13 protein-coding genes are annotated in these 12,217 nt (G+C 69.7%); 9 read left to right on the top strand and 4 right to left on the bottom strand.

Features of this window, described 5'->3' with window-relative positions; all coding sequences use genetic code 11:
• The first annotated feature begins 214 nt into the window (after positions 1-214).
• The 6 genes from HYV93_07190 (at position 215) to HYV93_07215 (ending at position 6,954) form a co-directional block, all read left to right on the top strand.
• Positions 215-2,581, top strand: a complete 2,367-nt coding sequence (locus tag HYV93_07190) for a c-type cytochrome (GenBank protein ID MBI2525753.1) — start codon at positions 215-217, stop codon at positions 2,579-2,581.
• Between the two features lie 22 nt (positions 2,582-2,603).
• Positions 2,604-3,017: a hypothetical protein gene (locus tag HYV93_07195; protein MBI2525754.1), complete on the top strand. Its 414-nt coding sequence runs from the start codon at positions 2,604-2,606 to the stop codon at positions 3,015-3,017.
• Positions 3,018-3,030: 13 nt separating this feature from the next.
• Entirely contained in the window at positions 3,031-3,789 is a 759-nt protein-coding gene (locus tag HYV93_07200; protein MBI2525755.1) for a PCP reductase family protein, read from the top strand.
• Between the two features lie 298 nt (positions 3,790-4,087).
• Positions 4,088-5,590 (top strand): hypothetical protein, encoded by a 1,503-nt coding sequence (locus tag HYV93_07205; protein ID MBI2525756.1) that lies wholly within the window; start codon positions 4,088-4,090, stop codon positions 5,588-5,590.
• The gene (locus HYV93_07210; protein MBI2525757.1) at positions 5,583-6,578 is read left to right on the top strand and encodes a response regulator; all 996 of its coding nucleotides are present in this window, start codon (positions 5,583-5,585) and stop codon (positions 6,576-6,578) included. The genes HYV93_07205 and HYV93_07210 overlap by 8 nt, the downstream gene beginning before the upstream one ends.
• A 46-nt stretch (positions 6,579-6,624) precedes the next feature.
• Complete coding sequence (locus HYV93_07215; GenBank protein ID MBI2525758.1) at positions 6,625-6,954, top strand: hypothetical protein; 330 nt, start codon at positions 6,625-6,627, stop codon at positions 6,952-6,954.
• Positions 6,955-7,078: 124 nt separating this feature from the next.
• Here the strand turns inward: HYV93_07215 and HYV93_07220 are convergent, their stop codons facing one another.
• The 4 genes from HYV93_07220 to HYV93_07235 form a co-directional block, all read right to left on the bottom strand.
• A complete protein-coding gene (locus tag HYV93_07220) occupies positions 7,079-7,555 on the bottom strand; it encodes a hypothetical protein (protein ID MBI2525759.1) in 477 nt (158 codons plus the stop codon).
• Entirely contained in the window at positions 7,552-8,196 is a 645-nt protein-coding gene (locus HYV93_07225) for an RraA family protein (GenBank protein ID MBI2525760.1), read from the bottom strand. Before HYV93_07225 ends, HYV93_07220 begins: the two co-directional genes overlap by 4 nt.
• Before the next feature lie 46 nt (positions 8,197-8,242).
• Entirely contained in the window at positions 8,243-9,181 is a 939-nt protein-coding gene (locus HYV93_07230; protein ID MBI2525761.1) for an isoaspartyl peptidase/L-asparaginase, read from the bottom strand.
• 119 nt (positions 9,182-9,300) lie between these two features.
• A complete protein-coding gene (locus tag HYV93_07235) occupies positions 9,301-9,864 on the bottom strand; it encodes an Lrp/AsnC family transcriptional regulator (protein MBI2525762.1) in 564 nt (187 codons plus the stop codon).
• Between the two features lie 162 nt (positions 9,865-10,026).
• Between HYV93_07235 and HYV93_07240 the strand changes: the two genes are divergently transcribed.
• The 3 genes from HYV93_07240 to HYV93_07250 form a co-directional block, all read left to right on the top strand.
• Positions 10,027-10,791, top strand: coding sequence for an ABC transporter ATP-binding protein (locus HYV93_07240; GenBank protein MBI2525763.1), 765 nt, complete (start codon positions 10,027-10,029; stop codon positions 10,789-10,791).
• The gene (locus HYV93_07245; GenBank protein ID MBI2525764.1) at positions 10,788-11,705 is read left to right on the top strand and encodes an ABC transporter permease; all 918 of its coding nucleotides are present in this window, start codon (positions 10,788-10,790) and stop codon (positions 11,703-11,705) included. Before HYV93_07240 ends, HYV93_07245 begins: the two co-directional genes overlap by 4 nt.
• Positions 11,706-11,791: 86 nt before the next feature.
• The coding region (locus tag HYV93_07250) for an ABC transporter substrate-binding protein (protein MBI2525765.1) at positions 11,792-12,217 on the top strand (426 nt) is incomplete at its 3' end.

Consider the following 12,217-nt stretch of genomic DNA (forward strand, 5'->3'; position numbering starts at 1 on the left):
GGCCACGGTGCGCGGGCGCCCCGACGAGCCGGCAGGGCGAAGAGGCCCAACCGCGACGTGAGGTCATCCACGTTCAGGCGAGCCCGATGAGCCCACAAGGGCGAAGAGGCCCAACCGCGACGTGAGGTCATCCACGTTCAGGCGAGCCCGATGAGCCCACAAGGGCGAAGAGGCCCAACCGCGACGTGAGGTCATCTACGTTCAGGCGAGCCGAATGAAACGGGTCCCCCTCTTCTGGAGCGTGGGTATCGTCCTGCTCGTCGTGTGGGCGACGCTCGCCTGGGTGCTTCCCTACGCGGCCATGTGGCTGACGGGCCGCGACCGGTCCCTGCCTGTTCCCGGCGCCGTCTTCGCCATCTACCTCATCCTCGCCCTCGTCGGGGCGGCGGTCTATGTCACCATCAGCGACGAGTCCATCCGTGAGTTCCTGCGCCCCCCGCTCGCCTTCCTGCGGGGCCCGCGTACCGGCACGCGCCGGGGGACCGGGCTCCGGACGGGACGGCTCGCCGTCCTCCTGCTGATCCCGCTGGCGGCGGGCGGCGTCGTGTACGCTCGGGCACTGCCGCGGGTGCAGAGTCCCACGAGTCTCAGGATCCAGCACCCCACCATCCCGGGCGCCTACGAGCGGCTCAGGAATCCATTCCGCGAGCCCACCGACGCGGCGGTGCAGAAGTGGATGGCCGAGACGAAACGCGCTGGCAGCCTCGACGAGGGGCGCCGCGCCTACACCGAGGCTGCCCTCCTCGACGGGCGCGTGATCTTCCAGATCAACTGCCGGCCCTGCCACGGGGATGCGGCCGACGGACAGGGGCCGATGGCCTGGGGCTTCAGGCTCAAGCCCGCCAACTTCACCGACCCGGGAATGATCGCCACCGTCGTCGAGCCCTACGCCTTCTGGCGCGTCACCGAGGGTGGGCCCGGGCTGCCGCCCTCGGGAAGCCCGTGGGACTCGGCCATGCCGATCTGGAAGCAGGACCTGAGCGACGAGGAGAAGTGGAAAGCGGTCCTGGCGGCCTATGACCTGGCCGGGGTCGAGCCGAGAAAGCCAGAGAAGCTGCACTCATCGCTGTTCGTGGGGCGCGCCGAGGCCCAGGCCGCGCCTCCCTCGGAGACCCCGGAGCGCCTGGCCCGCGGGAAGGCGGTCTACGTCAAGCGCTGCCTCGCCTGCCACGGGGAGAAGGGCGACGGCAAGGGGCCAGTGGCGCCCTATCTCGAGCCGCGCCCGCGGGACTTCGTGGCGGCGTCCTTCAAGCTTCGCACGACCGAGTCGGGTGAGCCGCCCACTGACGAGGATCTCTTCCGCGTGGTGACGCGCGGCGTGCCGGGCACTGCCATGGCGGGCTGGACGACACTGTCCGAGCAGGAGCGATGGCTCGTGATCGGCTACATCAAGACGTTCAGTGACGTGTTCACCGAGAAGCGGACCCTCGTCAAGCCGGCGAGGGAGATCGCCCCCTCTGCGGAGCTCCTCGCCAAGGGGAAGGAGGTCTACAGGCGCGCCAAGTGCTGGGAGTGTCACGGCCAGGAGGGGCGCGGCGACGGCGAGGCCGCTCCCAAACTCAAGGATGACGCGGGAGACCGCATCCTCGCCGCCGACCTCACCAAGGGCTGGCGGATCAAGGGTGGGCGGGAGGCCCGGGACATCTTCATGCGCTTCTCGACCGGCCTCGACGGAACGCCCATGCCCTCCTTCGCGGACTCGCTCGGGGAGGAGGACCGCTGGGCGCTGGCCCACTACGTCAAGTCGCTCCAGACTGTCGAAGAGCCGGGCGATCCGGTGGTGCTCCGGGCCACGCGGCTGGCCGGGCCCCTGCCTGGCGACCCCGACGACGCGCGGTGGGCGAAGGCCCCCTTCCTCGCCGTCCCGCTGGCCGGCCAGGTGCTGGCCAGGCCGCGCTGGCAGAACCACTCGGTGGATGCCGTCACCGTGCGCGCCTCCTACAACGACACGGCCATCGCGTTTCTCTTCGAGTGGAACGACCGCTCCAGGGACACCGAGCACCAGCCCGGGCCGGAGCCCGAACTGAAGGAGGCCACCTACCCCCTGCGTGATCTGACGCCCGGGCTCCGCGAGAAGCTCCGCGACGCGATCCGCCTCCAGCTCCCTGTCGCGATCCCCGTCGGTCCCGAGCGGCCCCACTTCTTCCTCGGGAGCCCGGGCAAGCCCGTGTCCCTCTGGCACTGGCAGGCCGACCTCGATGCGGCCGGCAAGCCCGCGGTGGTGAAGGAGTGGGCTGAGGGCTTCCAGAAGCCCGTTCGGGCCCAGACCGACGCCGCCCAGGACGTGACGGGCAAGGGCGTGTGGAAGGACGGGCGCTGGAAGGTCGTGATGACCCGGCCGCTCGTGCCGAGGGAGCGCGGCCGCGACGTCACCTTCGAGCCGGGCCGGCTCATCCCCTTCGCCATCCACGCCTGGGACGGGGCCAACGGCGAGCGGGGTTTCATGATGGCGCTCTCGTCCTGGACCTACGTCGTGCTGGAGTCCCCCGTCTCGGCCTGGGCCTACCTGTCCTCCCTGCTGGCCGTCTGCGTCGTCGGGCTCGTGGAGTGGTGGCTGATCCGCCGCGTCCGCCGGAGCTAGGCCGCGGCAGGAGGGAGTCGTCGTGATCGCCACGCGCGAAGCCCGGTTCAAGCAGGCGGCCTGGTGCTACCTGGCCTACGGTGTCGCCTACTGGCTCGGCGGCGTGTATCTCGCCGCCCACGGGATCGGAGGTGGCCGCGGGCTCGTCTGGGTCGCGCTGGGCCTCGTCTTCGTGGCCCTCTTCCCGTGGCTCATCGCCCGTGGCTCGCGAGGGCGGGGCTTCCTCTGGTTCGTCCGGGTGCTGAGCGTGGCCGTGCTCTTGCGGGCGATCCTCGTGGCGCGCACCGTCGTTGAGCCCCGCCTGCCCTCGGTCCCGCTGCCCGGTGGCGGCGTCTTGCCCATGCGCGTGGCCGCCACGCTCTTTCTCGTCATCACCCTGGCCACGGCCGCCATGCTGGCACGCGCGGCCTGGAGCCGCCGCTCGTCGGTGTTATGATCGGCACGGAGCCATGACTGAGATCGTGTGGACCGACGAGGCTCGGCGCCGGGTGGACAGGGCGCCGCCCTTCATCCGGCCCGGCATCCTCAAGCTGATGCCGATCCGCGCCAGGGAGCGGGGGCGCACCGTGATCACCTCGGACTTCCTCACCGAGATCCGGAACGAATCCATGCTCCGGGTGGCCAAGTGCATCAAGGGCTTCGGCTTCGAGGAATTGTCCATGGCGGCCTTCGAGGTGGCCAAGGCCAAGATGCGCAAGCTCCCGCACAAGGTCGAGGTGATCGGGGAGATCGAGGCGTTTCTCGACACCCGTGTCGAGAAGAACGAGATGATCCTGGCCAAGTTCAGACGCTATCTCCAGACAATCCCGGAGCGAGGGCTGCCGTGGACCGAGGAGGCGCTGGCCCGGGTGCAGCGGGCGCCAGCCTTCGTCCAGGGGATCGCGCGGACCGCCATCGAGGAGGAGGCGCGGCGCCGAAAGGAGCCGGTCGTGACCCCGGAGGCGGTGGAGCACGTGATGGGCCTCGTGCCCATGGCCGAGGCGCCAGCGCCGACGGACGAGCCGCGGTCGGCCGAGCCACTTCACGGCGTGACCATGCTCTGGGAGGCGGCGGCCGAGGAGCGGCTCCGGCGCATCCCGATCCCCGCCGTGCGGGCCGGGGTGATCCGGAAGGTCGAGGCTCACGCCCGCGCCCAGGGGCTCGGCGTGGTGGACCTCGCGGCCTACGGCGCGGCCATCGCGGGGGGACTCCCTCGGCTCTCAGCCTGAGGCCGGGGGCTGCGTGTCGCGGGATCGTCGGTCCCCTCCGACGCTGCTGCGCAGAGCCCTGCGCTCCGGAATGCGAACACCTGTGCGCATCCGCGTCCTCCTCCGGCTGTGCCGGCGCTGCAACCTCCGGGGAACTCTACACATGGCCCATGTCCGGCGCTCTCCCCGGGGCGAGTCCCGCTGGCACGGGTATTGCCCCTGGAGGCGGGTGCCCTTCCAGCCTGGCCGGTCCGACGACCCGCTGGTGCCCCCATCCGAGCGGGGGGCCATGATCGGCACCCGGGGGAGGGGAAACTGGGTGGGTGAACGCCTCTTTCAGCGCTTTTCCCTGCTGAGCGCCGGGCTCTGGGTCGGTTTCGCCCTCGTCCTGGGCGGCGGCGTCACCTATGTCGTCGAGCAGAAGATGCTGGAGCGAGCCACCCTGGCCTCGCTGGACTACTTCAAGAGCTTGGCGCGCTTCATCACGACGGACCAGGAGTTCGTCAGGCTGAAGACGGGGGCGGAGTACGGGGCGTTCGACCGGCTCATCAAGGAGAGCTTCTCCACCTCCCACGCGGTGACCATCAAGATCTACGACCGGTCGGGGACCACCGTCTACCATTCGCGGAATCCAGAGATCGTCGGCCGCGCTTTCCCGGACAACGCCCCGCTCCAGCGGGCATTCCGCGGCGAGACGGTGATCGGGCTCTCCGACCTCCGGGGGTTCGAGCACCTCACGGAGCGCCAGGCGGGGTATTCGCGCCTGTTGGAGGTTTACATCCCGATCTTTCTCGAGGGGACGAGTACCATCATCGGAGCCTACGAGATCTACAGTCCCATCGACCCCTTCTACCAGAAGGTCTGGCCCCTCCGGCTCTCCGTGTGGGGAGCCGTCATCTTCGGCCTGACACTGCTCTACGTGGCTCTCTCCCTGACCTTTCGCCGGGCGTCGCGGACCATCGTCGAGCAGAATCTGGCCCTGGAGCGAAGCGCGGGAGAGCTGCGGGAGGCCTACGAGGAACTCAAGCGGGCTCAGTCCCAGCTCGTCCAGACCGAGAAGCTGACCTCTGCCGGTCGGCTGGCAGCGGGCATGATCCACGAGATAGGCAACCCGCTGGCCTCCATCCTCGGCCTGCTGGATCTCCAGCTCCTGTGCAAGGGGAGCGCCGCGGACCGCGCCGAGTGCCTGGACCGCACCGAGCGACTGGCTGGCGAGATCGCGCGGCTCCGCGGGCTCCTGCGAGGCCTGCTGGAGTACGCGCGCCCGGGCCCCTCGGAGGCGACCGCGCTGGACCTGAACGACGTGGTGGAGAAATCGTTACTCTTCGTCTTCTCCCAGAGGGACTTTGGATCCCTGACCCTCCGGAAGACGCTGGCTCCGGCGCTGCCCTCTGTCCTGGCCGACGAGTCGCTGCTCCAGCAGGTCCTGGTGAACGTTCTCCTGAACGCAGCTCAGGCCTCCCCGCCGAACGGCTTGGTCACCGTGACCACGCGGGCCGGGAACGGCGCGGACGCCCGGAGGGGCGACCATGCCGTCGGTCACGTCTTCCAGCCTGGAGAGCGGACCGTGACGGTCGCGGTCTCCGACGCCGGGCCCGGAATCCCGCGCGCACACCTGGGGCGGATCTTCGAGCCGTTCTTCTCGACAAAGGGACGGGGAGAAGGGGCGGGACTCGGCTTGGCGATCTGCCACAGCATCATCGAGCTGCTCCACGGTGCTCTGGTCGTGGAGCTGGCGCACGGCGGCGGCACCACGTTCCACATCGTCCTTCCGGCGGCCGCGCCGATGCCGCTCGCCGCAGGACACGTTGGCCATGACTGAGGCTCCGGCGCGCGTGCTCGTCGTCGACGATGAGGAGAACATGGTGCATTTCCTGACCATGCTCCTCCGGGGTGAGGGGTTCGAGGTCGAGGGCGCTGGGACGGGGGAAGCCGCCCTCGAGAAGCTTCGGGCCGGGCCGTTCGAGCTCGTGCTCACGGATCTGAAACTGCCGGACACCGATGGGATCGAGATCCTGAAAGCGGCCCGGGAGCTCCACCCCGAAACCGTGGTGGTTCTGATCACGGCTTACGGCACGATCGGGTCGGCGATCGAGGCCATGCGGGCGGGCGCCTACGACTACGTGACCAAGCCGTTCCGGGCCAGCGAGATCCTCCAGGCGGTGGAGAAGGCGTTCGAGCGGGTCCGGCTGCGGCGGGAGGTCGCCCAGCTGCGGCAGGCCGTCGCCGAGCGCTTCGCGTTCGCGAATCTGGTCGGCAAGAGCCCGAAGATGCAGGACGTCTATGTCCAGATCGAGAAGCTCGCGGCCAGCCGCGGCGCCGTCCTCATCCAGGGGGAGAGCGGCACTGGCAAGGAGCTGGTGGCCAAGGCGATCCACTTCAACGGCCCGCGGAAGTCCGGGCCGTTCGAGCTCGTGCTCACGGATCTGAAACTGCCGGACACCGATGGGATCGAGATCCTGAAAGCGGCCCGGGAGCTCCACCCCGAAACCGTGGTTCGAGGAGGCGCACGGAGGCTCGCTCTTCCTGGACGAAGTGGCGGAGATGGCTCCTGGGCTTCAGGCCAAGCTCCTCCGCGTCCTCCAGGACGGGGAGCTCCGGCATGTGGGGGCGACCAGGACGCTCCGCGTGGACACGCGGGTCATCGCAGCCACCAACCACGACCTCGGCGCCGAGGCCCGGGAGGGCGCCTTCCGGCAGGATCTCTACTATCGCCTGAATGTGTTCCCCGTCTTCCTTGCCCCGCTCCGGGAACGGGCCGAGGACCTCCCTCTGCTCGTCGACCACTTCCTCCAGCGTTTCGCCCGTGAGAGCGGGCGGCCGACCAGGCGCTTCTCCGCCGACGCGCTCCGGGCGATGGTGGTTTATCCGTGGCCCGGCAACGTGCGCGAGCTGGAGCACGCCGTGGAGCGGGCGGTGCTCCTGAGCGAGGGGGAGGTGATCGGGCCCGGAGACCTTCCTCAGGAGATCCTGGAGCCCCAGGACGAGCTGACCCTGCCGCTGCCGAGCCCGACCCTGGGCTTCAAGGACACCATGGCGCGTGTGACTCGCGATGCCGAGGTGAAGCTCATCCGCCGGGCACTCACCCAGGCAGGCAATAACCGGACGCAGGCGGCGCGGCTCCTTGGCATCAGCCGGCGCGCGCTGCTCTACAAGCTGAACGAATACAGCCTCAGCCGTTCCTGACGGTTCCCGGAGAGCGGCGGCACGGCCAGGGGGAGGCGGGCAGGTAGTCTCGGGTCCCCAGCCGGGCCCGGCCCGGGAGGGGGGGGCGACCAATGTATCGCCACATCTGCGGCCGCAGCGTCGGTCAGCTCGTAGTGGATGACGATGGGCACGCCGCGCCGGCCGCAGACCTCCAGGATGGTGGCGAAGGGCCCGAGGGGTCGCGGTCGAAGGCCTTGCGCCCCACCTGGCGCAGGTGCACCTCGCCCACGACCCGCGCGCGGCTCTTCTCCAGCGCCGCATCCAGCCGCGCCGCGGCGCCCTCGGCGGCGGGGTCGGGGAGCGGCTGCCCGGCGACGACGCGGTCGGGATGTCTTCGCGCCGCGGCGGCCACCCAGGCGGGATCGTCCTTCTGCTCGCCGCCCACCGCGAGCAGCACCACGCGGCTCACGTTGTGGCGCTTCATCGCCTCGACGTAGGCCTCCACCGCCCTGGCGCTGGACAGATGCGAGTGGGCGTCGATGAGGGGCCCGGAGTAGTCGGCCGCCGCTGCCGGGGATCCGGCGACACACCCCAGCAGCGCGGCGACCAGCGTGGCGCGGAGATCCTGGCCGAGGCTCATGCCCCCTCGTCCCGCTCGGCGGGGAGCCTGTCCGCGAGCCCCAGCAGCTCCATCGTGGTCTTGCCCTGCTGGAGCGCCACGCGCATCCTCGCCTCCTTGTCCACGATGGCGTGTGCCCCGGAGAGGGCCTCCTCCAGCCGCTCGACTGGGACAATCACGACGCCGTCGTCGTCCCCGAAGACGATGTCGCCCGGCCTCACCGTCACGCCGCCCACCACCACCGGCCGGCCGATCCGGCCGAAGCGTTCCTTCACCGGCCCCCCGGGGTGTACCCCCGCGGCGAAGGTCGGGAAGCCCAGCAAGCGCAGGCCGGCCACGTCCCGCACCGGGCCGTCCACCACCCAGCCCGCGATGCCGCGCTGGCGGGCCGCGAAGCCCATGACATCGCCCACCAGGGCCGTGACGGGGTGGCCGCCCCCGTCGATCACGAGGGCGTGGCCCGGTGGGCACAGCTCGATCGCCCGGTGGATGGTGAGGTTGTCGGCCGCGGGCGTCTTCACCGTGAAGGCGGGCGCCGCGAGGCTGAGTCCCGGGGTGACGGAGCGGATCCGGGGATCGCAGAGCCCGGTTCGGCCCAGGGCGTCTCCCACGTTTCCCGTGGACAGGACGGAGAAGCGCTCGGCGAGCGGCTGATTCGTCATTCGTGCATGACCTCCATGACCGTCGGGCCCTCGGATCCGTTGGGGCTCAGAAGGGGATGGCGGGGGCCGCATGGGACGGCGACATCATGCCCACGGGCATGAGCGGTGTCGAGTGCGCCCAGCCCAGCCGCCCCCTCCAGTCGGCGAGGATGAGACCGCCCTGGCCGCGCCCCTCCTCCACGAGCACGTCCACGGCGACCCGGCAGGCGCGCTGTGGATCGTCCACCGCCTTCAGGATCTCCAGCGTGCGCCGCGCCAGCGCCACCCGGATGATCGCCTCGCCCTCGCCGGTGCAGGACACCCCCCCGAGCGTGCTCTCGGCATAGGTGCCGCAGCCGATGAGCGCCGAGTCGCCCACTCGCCCCGGCAGCTTGCCGGCCATCCCGCCCGTGGAGGTGGCGGCGGCGATGACGCCGTGGCGGTCCAGCGCCAACGCGCCCACCGTGCCGGCCGGCCCGGTCGCGCCCGCTCCGCCCGCTGGTCTCGCCGCTGCCGCAGCCCCGGCGGCTCCCGCCGCGCCGGCCACGAGCGAGCGCAGCCGCTCCCGCTGCCGCTCGGTGATGAGTTCCGCCGGATCGCAGGGGGGGATGCCGAGGGCGCGCGCCTGCTCCAGGGCGCCCGGGCCCACGAAGAGCGAGTGCCGGCCGGAGTCGAGGATGCGCCGCGCCAGCGAGACCGGATGGCGGATGGCCGTGACCGCACCCACGGCCCCGTTGCGGAGATGCTCCCCCTCCATGATGGAGGCATCCATCTCCACCGTGCCGGCGCTCGTCAGCACCGAGCCGCGCCCCGCGTTGAAGCGTGGGTGGTCCTCAAGCGCGCGCACCGCGGCCTCGACGGCATCCAGCGAGGAGCCGCCCGCCTCGAGGGCGCTCCAGCCGGCGGTCACGGCCTGGAGGATGCCCTCCCGCAGCTCCTCGCGTCCGTCGTTCGGATCCGCGCCCGCCCCGCCGTGGACGATGAGTGCCGGCACGCGGCCCGTCATGCCTGGGCTCCGGGCGGTATCATCACCCGGTGATTGTCGCCGAGCGGGCGGCGAAGGACAATGCATGATTGCCGCGACGACAGCGGGCGGTCGCTGTCAGGGCGCGAGGCCGCTCGGCGCTACCGCTTGGCGACGCTGACCCTGACCGCGCCGAGCTCGTTCCTCCGGCCCCGGGCGGCACGCTTCGGTGATCGCTTGACCGGCTGGCCGTTGGATTCCATGACCTGGGGCAGCCCGAAGGTCAAGGTGCGCTTGACCACTTCGAGGACAGTCGAGGTGGCCGTTCGGACGATGCCGGGGATCTTCGCGAGACGGTTCGTGATGAAGTCGAGCAGATGGTCGTTGGAGCGGAACAGCGCCCCCACGAGAATGTCGTAGCTGCCGGTCGTGATGTGCACGAAGTAGACTTCGCTCGCCTCTGCCAGGCGCTGCGCGACCAGCCGTATCTTGGGCATCTCCACCTGGATCTGCATGAGCACCCACACGTGGTACCCGAGCTGGAGGGGGTTGGTCATGAGGACCACCTCGACGATGCGCTGCTCCATCAGACGGTTGACCCGGTGCCGAACGGTCGACTCCGGCACGTGCAGCCTGTCGGCAATCCGGGCAATCGGGATCCTCGCATCCTCCTGAAGGCAGCGAATGATCTCGATGTCAGCGGCCCGGAGCTTGATCGGCTTCACGACTCCCTCCTGCATATAAGATTGCGGTACCAGCAATATATCAGCTAGAGAGTTGCTTGAACAGCAAGAAAACTCTTGACAATACGCTGGGACGAGGAGTACATGAATGCGCCATGTGGGCGACTTCGGCGGCGGTGGCGCACGACCGGCGGTGGAAGCTCGATGGGCGCTAGGGTCGGCGTGCGTGGGCTGACGAAGGTGTACCGGGATCCGCGGCGCGGCGAGGAGGTCGTCGCCATTCGGGACCTCAACCTGGAGATCGAGCCGGACGAGTTCGTCTGCATCGTCGGCCAGAGCGGGTGCGGCAAGACATCCTTTCTGCACATGCTGGCCGGCCTCAGGCAGCAAACCCACGGGCAGATCCTCGTTGACGGACGCGCGGTGACGCGGCCGGGCGCAGACCGCGGCATGGTGTTCCAGGACTACGCCCTGTTTCCGTGGAAGACGGCCCGGGCGAACGTCGAGCTGGGGCCGAAGATCCGGAAGGTCCCGGCGGCGGAGCGCCGAGTGATCACCGACCACTACCTGCGCATCGTCGGGCTCGAGGGGTTCGAGAATCGCTATCCACACGAGCTCTCCGGCGGCATGCAGCAGCGGGTCGGGATCGCCCGCGCGCTGGCGAATCAGCCGCCGGTGCTCCTGATGGACGAGCCGTTCGCCTCGGTCGACGCCTTGACCCGGATGAACCTCCAGGAGGCCGTGGACCGCATCTGGTCCGATCAGCGAACGACGGTGGTCTTCGTCACTCACAGCGTCGACGAGGCGGTCTTCATGGCCGACCGAGTGGTCGTGTTCACGCCGCGGCCCGGACGCGTCGGGCGCATCTTCACGGTCGAGATTCCACGGCCGCGGCTGTGGGCGGCGCTGGAGCCGGATCGGCACTTCAACGAGTTGCGGCGCGAGGTTCTGCAAATGGTCCGGGAGTGAGTGTGCTCGGCAGCCCGGACAAGACCGGGGATTACGTGTCCCCCACGACGGGCCACGGGGCCAGGCCGCCGGTTGACAACGAGTATCGGGAGGCCGAGCTCGACGGCTCGGCGCGCAAGCGACGGACCAGCGGTACGACGATCGCCGAGCGTCTGTCCGCCGTCTCGACGTTCGCGTTCCCGTTCGTGGTCCTCGTTGCCATCTGGGCCCTGGTCGCGGCTGCAGGCCTCTATCCGAACTATATCTTCCCGAGTCCCGTCGAGGTGGGCCGGACCGTGATCCGAACCCTCGGGGATGGGAGCCTGCTGCGGCATGTCGCGGCGAGCCTGTTCCGCCTGGGCCTCGGCTTCGCGGCCGGGTGCGCGATCGGATTTCCCCTGGCCGTGCTGATCGGCATCAACAGGACGGCGAGTCGGTTCTTCGTGCCGCTCATCACGTTCTTCAACTCGATTCCCGGGCTCGCCTGGATCCCGCTGGCCATCCTGTGGTTCGGTATCGACTACAAGGCCGTCACCTTCATCATCTTCAACTCGGTCTTCTTCCCCGTCGCATTCAGCACCGTTGCCGGGATCAGAGGGGTTCCGCAGAGCCTCATCAACGCCGCGCTGTGCCTGGGGGCGGGCCACAAGGTCCTGATCCAGGAGGTCTACATTCCCGGCGCTCTCCCGTCGATCGTGACCGGGATGCGGCTCGGGGTGGGCTACGGTTGGAGGGCGCTCATCGGCGGCGAGATGATCGCAACCTCCTCCGGGCTTGGCTTCATGATCTTCGACGCGCGGCAGACGCTGGAGTCGGACGTCGTCGTGCTGGGCATGGTCGCGATGGGCGCGCTCTATCTGACGATGGACCGGCTGGTCCTGCGTCCGCTGGAAGCGCGAACCATCGAACGGTGGGGCACCGTCCGCAGCGACTGAGCGCCGTGCTCGAGCGGCCAGGTGGGCGAGGGGCAAGTCTGACAAGAGGGATCGTCACGCACCAAGCTGTCGACTCGGAGGTCACCATGATGATGAGGATGAAGGCCATCGCTGTTGGCATCGCCCTCCTGCTGGTCGGGGGGGCGTTCACATCCGCTGACGCGGACAATCCGAAGGTGCGACTCGGCATCGGCTATGCCCTGGCCTACGTGCCGCTCTATGTCGCCCAGGAGAAGGGTTTCTTCAAGGAAGAGGGTGTGGACGTCGAGTTCGTGCCCATCGAGGTCGCCCCGGACATGATGCAGTCCATCATCGGCGGCTCCACGGACGCCGGCGTCGCGGGCTCGTTCGGCGTGATCTCGTTCGTCGCGAAGGGCGCGCCGGTCTCGACGGTGGCCACCTACGGCTACGGGGGTGACCGCATCGCCTTGGCGGTGCGAAAGGGAGCTGGCGTCAAGTCGCTGACGGACCTCTACGGCAAGAAGGTCGCGGTCCAGACGGGGACGATCGCA

Source organism: Candidatus Rokuibacteriota bacterium (assembly GCA_016188005.1).
Classification (GTDB): Bacteria; Methylomirabilota; Methylomirabilia; order Rokubacteriales; family CSP1-6; genus UBA12499.